A 16,595-nucleotide genomic window follows, 5' to 3' on the forward strand; every position below is an offset into this window, starting at 1 on the left:
TTTGAGCGAATAGCGGTCATACGACCTACCTCAGCCCAGTGACTGTTTTACCCAAGATAGCAGACGTTCAAAAAAATGGAAATTTAGTGTATGCCCATATTAAAGTTTGATAAAAAATTAAGGTTGTCATGATCGGTAACAACGCAATAGTTTGATAATTTATCTGAGGACGTATGCCTGTTTCTGATAATAAAATTTGATCATTTTAAAACTCACTTTTGGACATATCCAAGTTAGAGCACCAACTCTAACTTGGCTTGTTCGGATAAGTAAAAGTATCTTGATGTCTTAAGTATGGTTCGTAGCAGCAAACTTACATTTATTTTTCAACAGGCTTATAACAGGCTTTACAGCAACAAATGTCGAAGTCCTATTATCATGCTGCCAATTACTCCTATGTTCTCTACGTTTACTAATAGTTACGCATATGTGATTTTTAGCGCGGGACAAGGCAACGTATATTGCACAATTATCCTCAAATGTTTGTTCCGCATAGTTCCAAAAAGCCTGATCTTCTAGCCCCATAAAGTATACAGTGTGATATTCAAGACCTTTACACTTGTGGATGTTCATTAAATGTACAGCATTCTCAGCACTAAATAACTTTGCAGCATCTTCTAATGAATTGGTCTGATTACACATATTTCTCAAATGTACTTCAAGCGCTTGCCATACATGATTAAAATAAGCAGAAGATTTATATTGTTTCCATCTTCCTTTTATTTTTGGCATACCAAGCTCATGAATAAAGCTTTGAATATAAGATAACAAGTCATCAGCCGTTGTTGCTGTTGTTATTAACTCTTGCTTTAGTGAGATGAAGTTAACTAAAGAAGTAGTTAGTTCTTCTTCTTTATCATCATCAGATTCAACCTTGTTTAAGGCTAAATTAACTTTAAACAGCTCGGTCATGGCTTTGGGTTCAGGACGCACTAACGCTTTTAAGAACTGCGAAAATAATTGCCCAAGAGGTTCTTTTAAGGCATCTTGTAAGTCGGTCATGTCGAGGTTGTTTATACCAAGCCTCGTTAACTCAGCTCTCAATATTTCGGTGTACTGTGATGCCTGCTGCTTAGTTAAAACAGAAATATCGCTTGCGTCGATACCACTGCTGATTGCTTCATTTATACTGTGAGCAATGAATGAGGCTTCTTGATGCTCATCACTGAAAGCATGTAGAGAGCAGTTTTCTGGAATTGTTGATACTTCTTGGAATGTAGATCTTGGATTCTGTACAAATTGCAATACTACTGCTAGTACATCTTGTATTTCACTAGACGCTCGGTAGTTTTTAACTAGGAATTTTTTTTGTGCCGAAAAGTCATTTAAAAAGTCAGTGAATACAGTTTGACGAGCTCCAGCCCATAACATGATGCTTTGGTTAATATCTCCAACAGTTAAAATTTTTGTATCGGAGTTCTGAAACAACAGTTGTAACAACTCGTATTGCTCATCAGTCGTATCTTGAAACTCATCCACAAAAACATATGCGTAAGAATAAGAGAACATTGTCCGTAGATCTTCTCTTGCTCGTAAGATGCGTATTGCCAAAGCTAGCAAGTCATCCATCAATATTTTGTTGGAGCCATTAGCATCTTGGCGACGAAAGACGATATCGTAATTGTCTATCGGACGTTCATTTTCAGGAAGAGTATTTTTGAATCTATCAACGATACTTTTGCTGAATGCGTGGAAAGTAAAAGAGTCAAAACGTGTAGCTTTATGACCGCAACGCTTATTAATTCTCTCTTTTATGTTTAACTGAGCTTCGGTTTTAAACGTAAGAGATAATATTCTTTTTGGCCAAACACATTTATCTGTAAAGAACAAATAATTTGCTTTTTGAGCCAACAACTCTGTTTTTCCTGCACCTGCACTTGCTAATACAGCAACCGATGCATCACAGGTAATGATATCCATTAGTTCAGTTGTAGCTTCTATGCTCTCTGATGGCTTCCAATCAGTCATTACTCAACTACCTGTTCGGACAACTCGACAATACGTTCCATCAATCGTGTTAACTCTGGTGGTAACTTTTCTAGTATCTCTCGAGAGGTATATTGCTCCTCAAGTTTGGTAAACATACGAACATGAGATGCGGGTTTACTTTTATTCGATAAGAAACGATAGCGATACCATAAGAAGTTCCTTTCCCAATCCGATCCAAAATCAAACCGTTTACCAACATTTCCTTTTTTGAGTACAGCTTTAATTAACGCCGCCTCTCTTTTTACAGTATCTTCTTCTTCCTCATCTTCTTTGCCATCAGAGGGACCTCTTTCTCCATAAGCTTCATCTTTTTCACAAAAGATCTCAGGAAAAGCACAAATCATTGAATAATCGATATCTAGTGGACTAGAAAAATAAACATTACATTCTTCTAATTCATCTGTAATTATCCTTGTTTTTCCATCTTCATAATGTATTGAAAACGAATCAGCGTTTCGATCGCTATTCCAGTTGGGGATATAAGGAATAATGTTTTCGTTAATATATTTACTCTTTATTTCATCCATTAAAAGTAATTGTTCCACGACATACTTCATACGGCCAAAACCACCGCCATTACGATCAATGTCAAAGTCCAATAGTGTAACAAAAGGGATCTTCAGAGAATTAAGCAAACGCCAGAAATGATTTACATGCCTCCCACCAAGTGGAACCACCGATATTGAATGACCGTCAATGCCTTTTGCAAAGTGTTCCAGCAACTTCGGAAGAACAACCTGCTCACTATCACCTTCACCCAGTATCACTAATTTAGAAAAGTAAATTTCAGGATAGGCCTTTACAGCTTCGCTAATATACTTAGCTTGCTCATCGCTATCTTCAGGCAATAATAAAGATTGAACCTTTGTACATATTTTCTCATTGTCTAATCGAAAATGACGTATTTGTGTTGGTTCTATACGCCCAACCAATGAAGCAGAGTGTGTAGAAATAACTGATTGACAGAGTTCAGTCGCGCCATAATCTTTTACTAGCTTTATTATTCGACCTAAATAGTGTGGTGATAAATGGTTCTCAGGCTCCTCAAGCACAATCAAGCTAAAAATAGGTAGCTTCATCTTATCAGCATCAAAATTTGATGGTTGATTACTAACAACAGCTTGTCGTGTCGCTTTATCTATATCAAATAATGCTTTGGTTAGAGCAAAGTAAACTAGAGATTTTTGGCCATCACTCAGTCGACTAGTATCAACCTTGTTTCCAGTTGCATCTGGCATAAACTGAAGCTGTATAAGTCTCAATATTTCATCCACATCACCGACAGGAAAATTAAGCCCAGCTTGACTGAGATGACGCCCCTTGTATATCTCCTGCCAATTGTGATTAATGGCTTGTGTAATCTGGGTTAAAGCTGGGTTGTCTGATGCTAATTGGTTCAGTTGCTGAGCTTGTGCTTCAAAAGACTCTTGCTCCCCCTCTGACCATTTAATCGCCTTGAGCAAACGACCCAATATGGCTTTTGATGAGTATTTTAACTGAACTAATGGATCTCTATTGGCAGGTACATAGTTGACTTGAATCGCATTCCTTTGGGTTGCAGATAAACGATGTTTGTTATCGTCTTCAGGTTCTTCCATATCGCCATCGATTACCCAAATATTTTCGTCTACATCCCCTAGAGGGTTGTAATCAAAGCTTATGCTTGCTTCTAAGCGAACCCTAAATATGATTTCACCTGTTGAACTAGATGCTGTAAGTCCATTAATTAAAGGTGGAATCGATGGATTTCCGTTTGCATTTGCAAGACTGAACCATGCCTCTATTGTTAAATTTCTTGGTGTTACAGGATCCACATCGTCAGGTAAGTGAAAATCAGAAGGTATAATACCACGTAAAGAATGGTCGATTGAAAACAACTTATTTAGAGCTTCTAACGTAGCACTTTTTCCTGTTCCGTTATGACCAATAAAAACTGTTAGCTGAGGATCAAACTCTATCGTTTGAGGATGGCTTATGGATATGCTTTTGTAGCCAGATACCACTAGTTTCTTTAATAACATGCTTACCACTTTTTTGTAGAGGATTCTGTTCGAGTCGCTTAAATAATCAAGAAATCTAACTATACCTTAAGCAATCAGTTGATAAGTGAACTCTAGCATATTAAGCGGTGAGAATTTTTTAGAAATATCATGTTTTGGATAAGAAATTTTAATCGTTGAGAAAGGCCTATCTAAAACGTTTTGGGGCAGAAATGTGTTAGTACTTAACCGACTTCCTCACCAAAATCGCCAAAAAATATCAAACTATATTATAAATGATCAAACACTATTAAGAATTATCAAACTTTAATATAAACGCACATTTAGGTACTTATCCGCCTTTGAGTAATCTTGGTTAAAGTCAAAAATTCCTTGATAGCTGACATTAGCTTTCGTTGGTATTCCGCACGGAGGTTTTGCTGGCAAGTACCATTGAAGTTTAGTCAAAACAGCGCCTTCGGTCCATTTTAAATATCGTTATGAATGGTTATATTACCGCTCACAAAGTGTTTAGGAAAATTAGACCGTTACAATCCTGCCCAGCTCACGATATAAGTGGAAATAGCACTGTGAATAATCCTCTTCATTTTACTTAACTCAGTGTACAGCATAAATTCAATCCATTACCAAGAAGGACTGAATCTGCTCAGCAAACTGCTGGGCTTTTTCTTGATTGCTATTTACAATCAAATCATAAAGTTTATTGGCAACGATACCTTTATCGACTGTTAAATACTTCCAATAGGTTTTCGAGGCCTTTTTAGGTGCGTCTGCCTCCCGATAGGGAGGCAGTTCAACCTCGGAAAGCAATGTACTACGATTATTAAAAATGAATAGTTCCAAGTCTTCCACTGGAGAACATAGAATTCTGGCTCTTCCATTATATCCTGTACTCAGTTCAGAAATAACATCTCTATCAGCAATCGCCATAATATTTTCAGGTGTCGTAAATATTTGCTCATGATCGTTTTTTTCTACCAGCATACGAAGTTGATTAACTCCCCCTACACCAATTGTTTTATGCTGATAATATGTCGTTATCGAATACTTTATGATAATAAACTCTATAAATCCTTCTAATACAGGGTCTTCTGTCAGGATATAACGATCAAACCCTTTAAAACCATATAAGTCTGATTTAATGTAACCAAATGACCGTTGTTCTAAAGTGACTTTCCCTTCATTTTCTTCTAAATAGTATAAACTACCGTCATCAACAGTTCTCATAAACGCTAAGGAGTGAGATATAACAATCAAACGTGTTTGGTATTTTTTGAGTAATTTTTTAATTGCATTATATAACCTAACTTGGGCGGCAGCATCCAACGCTACATCCAACTCATCAACCAAAACAAGCTTAGCCCCTGATGTCAATAATCGGTAAAGCTGTATTAGAAAGAACTCTCCAGAACTAAAATGATCCTCTCGCACATAGTTATCTTCATGTTTTAAAATTATGTAGAATATATTTTTTCCAATGCTTATTTCTTTAAGCTCACTAAATTTGTCCGATAAATAGACTTCTGATAAAAACAATTTTACGTCATTGGCATCTTTATATTGTGTTGCAGCGATACTATTTCTAATCTCATTATCATAACTTGCAACTAAAGAAAATTGCCCAAATCGTTTTCCATAAGGTATTGGCAATTCAGCCACAACGTCTTCAAAACTAGGTAATTTATTGCGAGAATCTAAAACCATCTTTGGATTATTGGCATTAAAATGAAAGGGTTCAAACCCATCAATTGTAAAACTAATTTCACTATTCTCACTTACCGCATTTAAGCCAGCTGATTTTTCAAATATTTGAGGCTCTTTCAGCAAGTGAAATGCTTTAACTACTGAGGTTTTACCCAATCCATTTTTGCCTGTAACTACCAAGAAATTTGAATCAGTAAAAACAAACTCAACCGACAGATTAGTGATCGATTTTATATTCTTAAGAGTAACCTTATCGGTGATCATTCCACTTTTCCTCCATGAAATTTCTTAGTGCATAGACGCCATATTTTCTTTGTAGTTTTTCTAAATAGGATGGGTCAACTGTTTTTGCATAATGCAGCAAACCGAATAATGACTTTTCATTTCCTTTAAACTCTTCTTCCAAAAAACTTTTATACTTGTCTTCATCAGTAGTATAAAAGTGTAGCAATAGCTCTAGCTTCTTTTTATATTTAGCGTCCAAAGTAATCTTGCCATTTGGCAAAACTAGTAACCCTAAAATTTTCACCTTGTTCCCCAAGTGAGTAATATGTGTTTTTTCTTCTTTCAAGAAAAGGTTAGGGGAAGCATATTTTTGAAGTAATATTTGTACATTAGTTTTAAGTTCAGCTAACTCATCAAAGCTTTTACCTGATATAACAATGTCATCAGCATAACGAGTGTAAATTAGTCCATTATCCTTACAGTGACTTTTAATCGCACAATCAAACTCAAATAAAAAAGCATTGCTTAATTGAGGAGACGTAGGAAAACCAATAGGAATTGAACCGCCAAAAGTCATCATGGAAGTTAATCTATCTATATACACTTCTATATCTACAATAGGAACTAAGTGACTATCCCTTTTCATGAGACGCAAAACATCATCAGCTTTTACATTAGGATAAAAATTTTTAATATCTGTGAGAAAGAAGTAATTATTGCCACTGTGCGCTTGTACAGTTGTTAAAGTGTTCTTTCCTTTAGTAAAGGAATGAACAACATCTTCATCTTTCGCTAAAAAACGCAGAATGACCCTATCGACAAAGCGTAAGTATTTTTTGAATTTATCAGAGGTTTTATAAACTATTCGATCTGAAACGCTAAAAGTTTCTACTTCCTTGCTCACATCAATAGCGCAAAAATCAACAAACGCTGCTTTATCATGAAAAACGGCATTAAATGCTTGTTCAAGTGTTCTTTTGCTCATCGTTAATCCTTGCTTCTGTATGCAATTGAGCACAGTTGTGATGATAAAAAGATAGAAGGTTTGCTGGTTTACTTTGGAATGCCCTATTTTCAACTACCCACCCTCTAAAAAGTAAGAGGGATGGATAGCAGAAATCAACTGATGACTTCTAGGGACCAGCTTTATGACTGGAGCTACTCCTAGTCACTGGTAGAACAGATTATAACCTTCACTTTCTTATATAGTCAATGTGAAGTGGTCAAGTAGTATTAGCTCTAATTAAGAGTAAAGTTAGAATCTGCTTTCTGACTGACATCGACCCATCTGAGAGTCTTTTAGCCAAACACTGACTAATTGTTTAAGTCAGCTATGCCGCACTTGCTATCATTAATTAGATGAATAACTCTACCGACCGCTTTTAGCTCGAAGCGGCCTGTCACCTAAGTTCTTCCCAACTTCTGCAATTGGCACAAAACAGACTGACTAATTAGTTAACTCTCGGCAATTGGCGAATTTCGAACATTAGAAAACAGCCACCATTTAGATTTCTTATTGGTCGGCATTTGAAGATACACCTTGCGGGTAGCGCACGGCCAAATGCGTTGTTAACTGTATTGATAAGTGACATATCATGGCAAATCACCATCTTAAGCTGTTTCTGATTTAATACCATACTGTTCGGACATTCAGTGTATGTTTTACAGGCAGATAATTTTATGCGTTAAATGCAAGCATTTTTATCTCGTTAAATCTGTTTGGCAGTCTGAAAACGCTTGCAAAATCAGTCTAATTCATTAAGTTAGAGTAAAGAGCCTGTTGAACTTCGACAGGAAAATTTTACGCGTGCGAGGAGTGACAGATATGGAAATTTTATGGTTAATCCCTATGGCGGTTATGGCAGTTGGCCTAGTTATGGTTTGCAGAAAGCACCTTAAGCTGAAACAGGGCTAATTAATAAGCTGTTGCGACAGAGAAGAGCAAAACTCGTGTTGCCATTGCCATGTTATGCAATGGCGCGTGACTGCTTTAGATAAAGCACGGCATTGCTTTATTGAACGCGAGTATAAAAAACGGTGGCCTGTGGCCACCGAGTGTTTAGCTTGCTTGCCGATAGTGCCAATAATGGCGGGCTGCGGCAAAATACACATCTGGCGGTAGTGCAAAAATTTGCTCAAACTCTGCGGCAAAAACTTGACAGAATCCTGCAATTTTACGCTCGTACTCACTCAGAATAAATAGCATTTCCTCTGAGGTAACAAAGGGTTCAAATGCATACATTTGCTGTATGGATTCGCTAACCAAAAGCCCAGTTACTCGCCCCCTGAGATCTCTGCACATTACTATGTAGTTGTCCTGGTTGATTTGCCCTGTTGAGTCATACTCTGCGTATAGCAAAATATTCTGCTGCGCTAACAACAGCGTGTTATGACTGACCTGGTTCGTGAGTTGTAATGACATTTTCCCTCCGGTGTGTTGTGTGTATTACACCAATAACTAGAAACAGCTTGAGAGAATTTCTTAATATTATGCGGTAATTTGGACTTGCATTTGTAATCTCAATCATTAAAGTTGTTTTTAACAGCGCGTTGCTGGTTAACCGCAACGCCTCAACGTTTTCATCTGCGGCAGGGTTTTGTCCTCAAGCAAAAACCTCTTTTACCTGCCGCAACCTAATACCGCATGACTTGTCCTCATGAAGTTGTTGAAGACCCTCGTTAGCGATATCGAGGGTTTTCTTTTTAACAATGGGATAAGTAAGGCGCTTGCGTAAACACTTATTTTTGCAGGGAAACATTTATGAGAGATGCATTTGCGAATGCGATACCACTAGCAATTGTTATTACCAGCATGCTGTATTTTGCGTATTTATCGACGTTTTACAGCAATCCTATCAATAGCTTGGTGTTAATTTCGATTGGTAGCATGCTATTTAGCATTACGCTGATTGGCCGAGCCGCATACTATCGCGACTACGCCAGCAAAAAACCGCATAGTGTGTTTTATGCGGTTGTCTATACGCTGCTTTTTGTACCGGTATATGTTGGTTACATGATTTTGAAAAAACGTTAGGCAGCCAATTAACCAATTAGGTTGAAGTTAATTGCCATTTGAGCATGGCAATCGTTACTTCAAAAAGATGGTAAAGCTAGGCGGAACCCAAACTCGGGAATCGCCCATTTAAATAATTTAGTGGTGCTTTTTAACGACAATCAATAGCTGATCCTTTCGTTCAGCTATTTCTATATGAGGTGGTGGGCCAAAAAGGCATAGCTGATTTGGGTCTGAATCCCCTTTCAGAGTACTAATTGATAATTGTATTGCATACAGAGCGTGTTCTAATTGCTCAATCAGGTTAGTTGTTTCTTGCATGTCTTTCTCCAGGTTGTTTGTATAACCTAAGTAGAAGCGCACTGTGCAAAAAAAAAGAAAATGGCGGGTAACCCCGCCATAAAATTGAAAGCTTTTCAGCTTATTTAGCCCAACATGCTGCAGCAACAATCATGTAAATATCGGGTGGTAACCCAAATACCGATTCAAAATCGTCAGGGTATTGCTCGCAAAACCGGCTGATGTCCTCAATGAACGCAGCCAATACAGTGTGCATATTTATAGCATCAATATACTGCTCGCATTTTAAATCCTCTTGGATTGACCTGCTAACACTGATCCCTAACTGCCGACCGCCTGCATCTCTGTGTAGATAAATGTAACGACTAAAACCAAGCGTTTTTGTATTCGCATCAACAATGTCTGCCAATAATAAAAACGTGGAGCAATCGTCCCAAGGACTCTTACTTTTTCGCTGATATACCCGCACCAAACCGTCACTCATACCCTCTCCTCCAATAACAACTGAGTTGGCTGGGCCAACAGGTTGTTAAAGTTGTTTTTTCTCTCCAGCAGTGCGTGTCGTAACAACATCCGAAAATAACTCAGCACAGTCTCGTCATCAACTTGTTCAGATAGACCTCGAATTATTTCGTTTAGCAGTAACTCATTGGCGTTAACATGTTTAAACTGTAATTGCAGCTGCTGTATTGCCACTGCATCCTGCGAGTTTAGTGTGCTCACGCATATTTCAAGCAAAGCCTCGATATGTTTAATCAGCATATTGGCGCTTAATGTCATTGACGTGTTCTCCAGTGTTATCTAGTAAAAGTTTGCTCTCAGAGATAACTAGGATGTAGGTAGGCAAAAAATTGTGATATTTTCAGTTAAAGGATATTTATTAAGGATGCGGGATATGCCAAAACCACCTATTACCAACGCGCAAGAACATGAAGCAGCGCTAGCAGCCATAGAGTTGTTGCTGGAGGCTGAACCTGGCACACCAGAGTGCGATGAGTTAGATGAGTTATGCCAGTTGGTGTATGAGTATGAGGAAATTCACTATCCGATGGACTGATAATAAATTTCCTTTAATTTGGATTGGAGTCCCTTTGGGTAAGCTACACCGAAATGCGAGTAGTTAGTCTAGTGATTTTTTCTAATTGCATGACCTAAGCTGATTCTGGAGAATGTGATGCTATACAAGCTAGTACGAGACAACGATGAAATATCAGGGATTGAACCTGTTGAATTTAAAGATTTATCTTCATTTGGTAAGTTAGAAAAAGATTTAGAAAACTTGATTGCGAATAATATCTTAGAATTGTTATTTGAAGACGCTAAGTTGATGCCAATTTTTCAGGAACGCTCATATCAAGCCGAGGCTGATATTTATGCACTGAATGAGAACGGTGAATTGGTCATTTTTGAGTTAAAACGAAGCTCTGCGGATGCTGGTGCAGTTCAGCAAGCTCTGAGGTATGCAGAGCATGCAGGTCAGTGGACATACCAAAAGCTTGAAAGTAAATATAGACAATACGTTAAGGATGAAAACAAGTCTCTGGTTGATGCCCATCTTGAAGCTTTTGAGCTGGAGCACAAATTAGAGCCAAAAGAGTTCAATCAAAAGCAGCATTTAATAATTATTGGCAGTGCTGCGGATGAGACTTTAATTTCATCTGTGGATTACTGGAAAAAAAATGGTCTGAACATCGATTTCTTGCCATATCGAATCTATGAATTAGCCGGTGAAAAGTACTTCGAGTTTTTCGCACCACCTTATGATAAGCATAAAAATCCGGCAGATGTTAAAGGGGTATTATTCGACACAAATCGCACTTACGATGAAGATGGTATTTGGCATATGCTGGAAAATAAACGTCTTGAAGCCTATGGTGATGCTAAACGGTTTGCCAGTCATGTTAATGAAGGCGATATTGTATTTTTCTCTCACAAGTGGTGTGGTGTTGTAGCTGCAGCAAGGGTAAAGGGTAAGGTATTCAAGCCTGATAATTACACTTGGTATCGTGAGGTTGAGTTTTTAACCTCGGTGCCATCCAGAGCAGATGAACTGGCATACATGCCTTTTTCTAAAGTTAGTGAGTTTCTGGGGAAGAGCTTTTTTTGGGCCAGAACAATAAAAGTGCCTTATTTGACAAAGGCTGAGGCATTGGCGTTAGTAGCCGAATTGAAAAGCTATTTGAAATAGCATATAAGTGACTAGGCGTAACTAAACTAAAGGCATTTATCATTTCAAAGGTTGGCGTAAGCAAGGTTCTTCTGAGATCGAAGAAGTATGATCTTTAGCTTTTGTGATTTAACTTTCTTTCAAGAAGAATTTCAACTACAACTCTAAAGGGCACATGATTGTGCCTTTGTCATTTACCTTTGGTTAATGCCATCTTCTCACTCAAAGTGCCTATTCATTAAGTCATTAGCTTGCTGAGACTAGTGGCAAACAGCTAGGTAAAATGCGGTAATTTAGATAGCTTTTTGCACTTTAAACGACCAACAACAACTTTCTTCGCTATAAATTGCAATAAATTCCCAGCCCCTGCCCTACCTAATATCAAAGGCCATATTAGTCATAAAAGGTCTCTTGCGTGGAATGATTGTCGCATGCTTTGGGGAGCTCGAAGCGTGAACATTCCAACCCACTGACGAAAGCGTTCAGAACGGGAAACGATTTGCTTAGTAGCGGCATAGGCTCACTGAGAGATTGAGAGGAGCTGTGAGAACAGCGGGCACCGTGGAACGGTGCCTTTTTTATTTCCAACACATTGGCTTGGTGTAGGCCTATCTATAAAAACGTTCTGTTAACTCCTGACAGAATTTTGTACGATAAACCAGTGCCGCACGCAACTGACTAGCTGCATCCTCGTCTAGCCATTGCTGTTGAGATTTAGGACGATTGTTTTCCAACAGATAAATAATGGCTTGATCATTGATGCGCTTAGCGTCTTTGAGTATGTCTAGAGATTGCGAAAATAACATGATCTTTTGGTAATAACCTGAGGACAAGGCTTCGGCATATTTCAGCAAGATCGATTTTCTATTTTCTGGAGTTTTAAACGAATGCTCCATCTCTACAGCGCACAATGTCCCATCATGTTCGCGAACAACACCATCTACACTCCTGATATCATGCTTTCTGGCGATCTTCCGAAATTCGCTGTCAGTTATAAATGCGTTCCACGCATTAAAACTATCTCCATTATTAAAATACTCTGCAGACATTCCTCGTAATATCAGAAATTGAACGATCAGATCATGATACAGCGTCGACAGGTTTAGTCGCTGCGCGACATGTTCTGTTGAACGGAATTGCATGGGTATTGCAGTCAGTTGTTCAGCAAATAGAGCTCCGGCCCTGGTCAGGGTGTATACCCGATCATCTGGCGAGCGATGCGTTAACGCATACTCCAGTAGCCCCTCCCGACATAATCCGTTTAAATGCGCCAACGATTGCGGTCTAGAAATTCCATAGAGCCACTGAATTATAGTCGGGCTGGTATGCCCAAAACGGCTGACGATGGTCATCGTCAGCCTACGCCGCGCTTTTCCTGTTTGGTTGTTGTTGGTGCCATACCGAAATTGCATATCGATATTGAAATAATTTTGGTATTGCTGAATATGTGAATCAGTATTGCTCATAGTATTTTTCCAGTTAAGTTGTTTTCACTATTAACTAGAAAAACTGGCTGCGAAATTTTCAATTTCACAGCCATTTCATGAACATTTTCATCACAAGATTCTGTTTAAAACGTCTCGCAATCAAAATGGCAATGACTATTGCACCTTCGCATGCTTTGCATGTTAGCTGAGTGATTTCATCACACAGCTAAACAGCCTGAAACGCCCGCGAAACCTGGCCTCTGGAGGCCGGTTGCGCTTTACGTGCTTGCAGCACTAGCGATTCAGACAGTAAGGCGCGCGCACGTGGCGTTGCCCCGTACCACAGCGATTTTTGCCGTTTCTGTTCCGCGAATGCTGACGCATTATTTCGCGTCCACAAAAACTTTGCCGTCTATCGACGGCAACTGGTTGCATCTAAAAATCTTTCGATTTTTCTCGCAATTTTGCCTAGGGGCAAAACTAAAATCACTGTGGCACGGGCCATGCCGTGCGCGCGCCTGCTGCATAGCCGCGGGGCATTCGCCCCACCGCTATTCCGCGTTTTGCTGGTTTATTTCATAAACGCTATTTTTTCTTCATAAAAAGCCTCATTATCCAACTGATTTTTATAAAGAAAAAACATACGAGCAAAAAAGATTAAAATATTTAATTTTTTTTCACTTAAGGGGGTTAAAAAAAATGTGGCTGCGACGATTGGGATTTAGAGCGGCAATTTAACTCTGCCCTCAAACAACAGATTGACTGAGAAATTTACTCAAGTCTCCTGAAATGGAGGCTCTGATTTGAAAGAAAATTGTATTTGACTTTCAGATCTCAATCATTAAATTCCTGAAAAAATAGTTAAGGGTATATATGAACACAACACATTTTCAAACAAACCAGTTTTTATCAACTTCAGTGCAAATTACTACTCGTTATGTTCCTTTACTTGATTGGGTAAACATGGTTTTCAGTTCAGGAATGTCTGATACAAAAGCTCGTCGTTTAGCCCGTGAAGGTGAATTTGAAGGCGCTGTGAAAATTGGGGGATCTTGGTATATCGATTTATCATATGAATCGAAAAGAACACAAAAGTTAGAGGCTCTTGCAAACTTAGCAGTGCGAGGTTAACGATGAAAGTTAAATCACAACAGCAGCTAAGTTCTCTTACAAAGCCAAAAAAGAAAACAAACACCACCCGTGAGCTGCCACAAAACTTGTATGAATATAATGGTTATTACAAATATCGAAATCCTAATACAGGCAAAACTACGAGCTTTGGCAAAGATAAAAAAGATGCGATTGATGCCGCGATCCTATCAAACCTTCGTTTACTCAGTGAAGAGCGCGGAGTTGAGTTTGTAGAACGTGCTATTGTAAGTGAAGACAGTCAAGACAAATCAATCACAATTTCGGCTCTTATTGAACGCTACAAGCTCGAAAGTGAGAAACTTGCCAGTCTTAAAATCTCAACGTTTAAAGAGGAACAATACCGCCTAAACCGTTTAGTTAAAATGATTGGTGATACAAAACTTTCTAAGCTTGACGTACGTTTTATAGCGGATTTTTTAAAAGCAAATTTCCAAAACAATGCACGCACTAAAATGAGAGGACTTTTTGTTAAACTTTGCGAATTCGCTGTAGGTAATGGCCTAATGCATGAAAATACCGCACAAAAAACGCTAAAAGGCGTTGAGAAAAAACGGGCTCGCGGCAAAATGACTCTTAAACTGTTTAATCAAATCTACGAGCTTGCTGAGCCATTTTTGCAAATTGCTATGCAAATCAGCCTGATTACTCTGCTCAGACGTGGTGATATCTCAGAATTACGCTACGACGATATAGAGGACGGCTATTTATACGTAGTCATAAATAAAAGTGAAACGAGCGCTTCACCAAAACGTCTAGCAATTGAATTAACTGATGAGTTAAAAGCAATTATTTCCAAAAGTCGGCTTGATGGTGTTTCCAGCCCCTATATCGTTCATCGTATGCCAACTAAATTTTACGAGAATCACGGTAAAGATCATTGGAGCAAAGTAAATTCAGACTATATTTCAAAGGCTTTTAAAAAGGTTAGAAACTCATTACCTGAAATGAAAAATATCGCTGTTGAAAATCGTCCAACTTTCCATGAGATTCGCTCGCTTGGAGGCTATCTACTGACCCAGAAGGGTTTCGACAAAAAGGAGATAAGCGTAATAATGGGACACAGTTCAACTACTACAACTGATATTTACCTAACCAAACACGATTTACCTTGGGAAAAAGTGACAATTTCAAAAGCATCCTGATTAAAAAAACCATAGAAATGAGCGGCGAAAGCCGCTCTTTTTTTGCCTAAAAAGTTTTAATAATTGTTAACAGAAGTGCTAGTAACTGGAGTAAAACTCTAAACTCCAACTATTAATCACAGTGAACAAATTCAAACAAAAACATTTGGAAAAGCTAAAAGCTAACTTATTGATTTTAAATGAACAAATATGCCGCAACAAAAAATACAAAAACAAACACAATACACTTTAAAATCAATCACTTAAATTGGAAAAATTACCACCTTGACATGGTGGGGGTCGGTGGTTCGAGTCCACTAGGACGCACCAAATTCTCTCCTCTTTAAATCATTGTAAAATAACCTTTTATTCAAAAAACAACTTTCAAACTCACTGTTTTATTAGTGCTTTTTTTCGCATTTTTCCATCGGTGACCAAACGGTGACCATGACCAAAAAATACTATGCTGACTATTATGTTTTTTGACCCCCCTGTGTTAATTCTCTTAAACAGGTAGACACCATTTCGTGTGTCTACGAAAGCGGGATAAATGCCAGCTAATCTTTTATAAGTTATTGATTTTAAAAACCACCTTCTATTAGTAATCACTGAAAAGATAACGATATACGTCGTTTATCTCATTTTAGCTATTAATCAGGCAATAAACGCTCGTGTTGGCGAGCTACGTGCTAAAGTGAATAGGAGTATAACGTTGTTATTACAGAACTAAGGGTACACAAATGTCCAAGCAATTTAAAATAATCATGGTAATAGCAGCTGTAGCATTGTCTGGTCCTGCGACAGTAAGTGCAAAAGATATCAGTTTTACCTTCATCGAGGGTGGTATCGTCGGCGGTTTTGTCAACGATATTGAATCATCCGAAGCCGTCACGGGAAGCGTCCCACTCGATATTGAAAGCGATGCGGATGGCGGTGCATTTATTGGCGGAGCGTGGCAGTTCGGAAATAAGATACACCTGTTTGGCGAATATGCATCACTTGGCCAAGAGCTTGAAATACGCAGCGGTACCAGCAATGTTGCAGGTGAGTACGACGTGCTCCGTTGGCGCCTTGGTGTTGGTTACCAATACCCTATGTCGGAAACTTTAGCTTATTATGGTCGACTAAGTCTTGATCAGCTCGAATTCAAAGATGCGCGCGCTGCAGGTTTCGAGCTAGATGTCGACGCTGACGATAGCGGTATTGGTGCGGAGCTTGGTGTTATCTGGGCAGCCACGCCAACTTTGCATCTGCAAGGCCATACGCGTTACACCTCTGTCGGCGGTATCGCGTCTAGCGGTTCAGATCCTTTTGAATCCGACGTGCTTATTGGTGTCAACGGGCGCTGGCACTTCCTTCCCAACTTCGCACTCGTAACAGGCTACGAATTCGGGAAAATCACGACGTTAAACCTAGGTGTGCGGTTATCGTTTTGAACGTTATCCAATCACAGAGGTTTTGGCGATTTTAGTGCTGATAAAAGGACCTTATCTCGCT

At 38.8% G+C, this 16,595-nt stretch carries 15 protein-coding genes; 6 read left to right on the forward strand and 9 right to left on the reverse strand.

Translation table 11 applies throughout. The annotated features are described in order from the left end of the window. Positions 1–288 precede the first annotated feature (288 nt). The 5 genes from ACO1PK_RS01090 to ACO1PK_RS01110 form a co-directional block, all read right to left on the reverse strand. Positions 289–1,968 (reverse strand): UvrD-helicase domain-containing protein, encoded by a 1,680-nt coding sequence (locus ACO1PK_RS01090; protein ID WP_423186841.1) that lies wholly within the window; start codon positions 1,966–1,968, stop codon positions 289–291. Beyond that, positions 1,968–4,010: an ATP-dependent nuclease gene (locus ACO1PK_RS01095; protein WP_423186842.1), complete on the reverse strand. Its 2,043-nt coding sequence runs from the start codon at positions 4,008–4,010 to the stop codon at positions 1,968–1,970. The genes ACO1PK_RS01090 and ACO1PK_RS01095 overlap by 1 nt, the downstream gene beginning before the upstream one ends. Before the next feature lie 594 nt (positions 4,011–4,604). After that, positions 4,605–5,957: an AAA family ATPase gene (locus ACO1PK_RS01100; protein WP_423186843.1), complete on the reverse strand. Its 1,353-nt coding sequence runs from the start codon at positions 5,955–5,957 to the stop codon at positions 4,605–4,607. Beyond that, on the reverse strand, positions 5,944–6,903 hold the full coding sequence (locus ACO1PK_RS01105; protein WP_423186844.1) for a reverse transcriptase domain-containing protein: 960 nt from the start codon (positions 6,901–6,903) through the stop codon (positions 5,944–5,946). Before ACO1PK_RS01105 ends, ACO1PK_RS01100 begins: the two co-directional genes overlap by 14 nt. A gap of 1,074 nt (positions 6,904–7,977) precedes the next feature. Next, positions 7,978–8,340 (reverse strand): hypothetical protein, encoded by a 363-nt coding sequence (locus ACO1PK_RS01110; protein ID WP_423186845.1) that lies wholly within the window; start codon positions 8,338–8,340, stop codon positions 7,978–7,980. 339 nt (positions 8,341–8,679) lie between these two features. Here ACO1PK_RS01110 and ACO1PK_RS01115 point away from each other — a divergent pair, with 339 nt between their 5' ends. Beyond that, entirely contained in the window at positions 8,680–8,952 is a 273-nt protein-coding gene (locus ACO1PK_RS01115; RefSeq protein ID WP_423186846.1) for a hypothetical protein, read from the forward strand. A gap of 117 nt (positions 8,953–9,069) precedes the next feature. Here the strand turns inward: ACO1PK_RS01115 and ACO1PK_RS01120 are convergent, their stop codons facing one another. From ACO1PK_RS01120 to ACO1PK_RS01130, 3 genes are all read right to left on the reverse strand, one after another. After that, complete coding sequence (locus ACO1PK_RS01120) at positions 9,070–9,252, reverse strand: hypothetical protein (RefSeq protein ID WP_423186847.1); 183 nt, start codon at positions 9,250–9,252, stop codon at positions 9,070–9,072. Between the two features lie 100 nt (positions 9,253–9,352). Then, positions 9,353–9,715 carry a hypothetical protein gene (locus ACO1PK_RS01125; RefSeq protein ID WP_423186848.1) on the reverse strand — a complete coding sequence of 121 codons (363 nt, stop codon included), beginning with the start codon at positions 9,713–9,715 and terminating at the stop codon, positions 9,353–9,355. Next, complete coding sequence (locus tag ACO1PK_RS01130; RefSeq protein ID WP_423186849.1) at positions 9,712–10,011, reverse strand: hypothetical protein; 300 nt, start codon at positions 10,009–10,011, stop codon at positions 9,712–9,714. The genes ACO1PK_RS01125 and ACO1PK_RS01130 overlap by 4 nt, the downstream gene beginning before the upstream one ends. A 115-nt stretch (positions 10,012–10,126) precedes the next feature. On the opposite strand from ACO1PK_RS01130, the gene ACO1PK_RS01135 reads away from it, so the two are divergent. Both ACO1PK_RS01135 and ACO1PK_RS01140 read left to right on the forward strand, forming a co-directional pair. After that, positions 10,127–10,288 carry a hypothetical protein gene (locus ACO1PK_RS01135; protein WP_423186850.1) on the forward strand — a complete coding sequence of 54 codons (162 nt, stop codon included), beginning with the start codon at positions 10,127–10,129 and terminating at the stop codon, positions 10,286–10,288. Positions 10,289–10,405: 117 nt separating this feature from the next. Beyond that, on the forward strand, positions 10,406–11,419 hold the full coding sequence (locus ACO1PK_RS01140; protein ID WP_423186851.1) for a hypothetical protein: 1,014 nt from the start codon (positions 10,406–10,408) through the stop codon (positions 11,417–11,419). 587 nt (positions 11,420–12,006) lie between these two features. Here the strand turns inward: ACO1PK_RS01140 and ACO1PK_RS01145 are convergent. Beyond that, complete coding sequence (locus ACO1PK_RS01145; protein WP_423186852.1) at positions 12,007–12,864, reverse strand: hypothetical protein; 858 nt, start codon at positions 12,862–12,864, stop codon at positions 12,007–12,009. A gap of 834 nt (positions 12,865–13,698) precedes the next feature. Between ACO1PK_RS01145 and ACO1PK_RS01150 the strand changes: the two genes are divergently transcribed. The 3 genes from ACO1PK_RS01150 to ACO1PK_RS01160 all read left to right on the forward strand — a co-directional run bounded on the left by ACO1PK_RS01150 (position 13,699) and on the right by ACO1PK_RS01160 (position 16,534). Then, positions 13,699–13,956, forward strand: coding sequence for a hypothetical protein (locus ACO1PK_RS01150; protein ID WP_423186853.1), 258 nt, complete (start codon positions 13,699–13,701; stop codon positions 13,954–13,956). Between the two features lie 2 nt (positions 13,957–13,958). Further along, positions 13,959–15,119, forward strand: coding sequence for a tyrosine-type recombinase/integrase (locus ACO1PK_RS01155; protein ID WP_423186854.1), 1,161 nt, complete (start codon positions 13,959–13,961; stop codon positions 15,117–15,119). Positions 15,120–15,838: 719 nt separating this feature from the next. Continuing rightward, the gene (locus ACO1PK_RS01160) at positions 15,839–16,534 is read left to right on the forward strand and encodes a hypothetical protein (protein ID WP_423186855.1); all 696 of its coding nucleotides are present in this window, start codon (positions 15,839–15,841) and stop codon (positions 16,532–16,534) included. Positions 16,535–16,595: the final 61 nt, after the last annotated feature.

This window comes from Alishewanella sp. d11, from assembly GCF_049390205.1.
GTDB lineage: Bacteria > Pseudomonadota > Gammaproteobacteria > Enterobacterales > Alteromonadaceae > Alishewanella.

Excerpts from the sequence above, each read along its gene's own strand:
- ACO1PK_RS01145 (WP_423186852.1), bottom strand. The coding sequence starts at position 12,864 with ATGAGCAATACTGATTCACATATTCAGCAATACCAAAATTATTTCAAT.
- ACO1PK_RS01115 (WP_423186846.1), top strand. The coding sequence starts at position 8,680 with ATGAGAGATGCATTTGCGAATGCGATACCACTAGCAATTGTTATTACC.
- ACO1PK_RS01105 (WP_423186844.1), bottom strand. The coding sequence starts at position 6,903 with ATGAGCAAAAGAACACTTGAACAAGCATTTAATGCCGTTTTTCATGAT.
- ACO1PK_RS01110 (WP_423186845.1), bottom strand. The coding sequence starts at position 8,340 with ATGTCATTACAACTCACGAACCAGGTCAGTCATAACACGCTGTTGTTA.
- ACO1PK_RS01130 (WP_423186849.1), bottom strand. The coding sequence starts at position 10,011 with ATGACATTAAGCGCCAATATGCTGATTAAACATATCGAGGCTTTGCTT.
- ACO1PK_RS01120 (WP_423186847.1), bottom strand. The coding sequence starts at position 9,252 with ATGCAAGAAACAACTAACCTGATTGAGCAATTAGAACACGCTCTGTAT.
- ACO1PK_RS01125 (WP_423186848.1), bottom strand. The coding sequence starts at position 9,715 with ATGAGTGACGGTTTGGTGCGGGTATATCAGCGAAAAAGTAAGAGTCCT.
- ACO1PK_RS01090 (WP_423186841.1), bottom strand. The coding sequence starts at position 1,968 with ATGACTGATTGGAAGCCATCAGAGAGCATAGAAGCTACAACTGAACTA.
- ACO1PK_RS01150 (WP_423186853.1), top strand. The coding sequence starts at position 13,699 with ATGAACACAACACATTTTCAAACAAACCAGTTTTTATCAACTTCAGTG.
- ACO1PK_RS01155 (WP_423186854.1), top strand. The coding sequence starts at position 13,959 with ATGAAAGTTAAATCACAACAGCAGCTAAGTTCTCTTACAAAGCCAAAA.
- ACO1PK_RS01095 (WP_423186842.1), bottom strand. The coding sequence starts at position 4,010 with ATGTTATTAAAGAAACTAGTGGTATCTGGCTACAAAAGCATATCCATA.
- ACO1PK_RS01140 (WP_423186851.1), top strand. The coding sequence starts at position 10,406 with ATGCTATACAAGCTAGTACGAGACAACGATGAAATATCAGGGATTGAA.
- ACO1PK_RS01160 (WP_423186855.1), top strand. The coding sequence starts at position 15,839 with ATGTCCAAGCAATTTAAAATAATCATGGTAATAGCAGCTGTAGCATTG.
- ACO1PK_RS01135 (WP_423186850.1), top strand. The coding sequence starts at position 10,127 with ATGCCAAAACCACCTATTACCAACGCGCAAGAACATGAAGCAGCGCTA.
- ACO1PK_RS01100 (WP_423186843.1), bottom strand. The coding sequence starts at position 5,957 with ATGATCACCGATAAGGTTACTCTTAAGAATATAAAATCGATCACTAAT.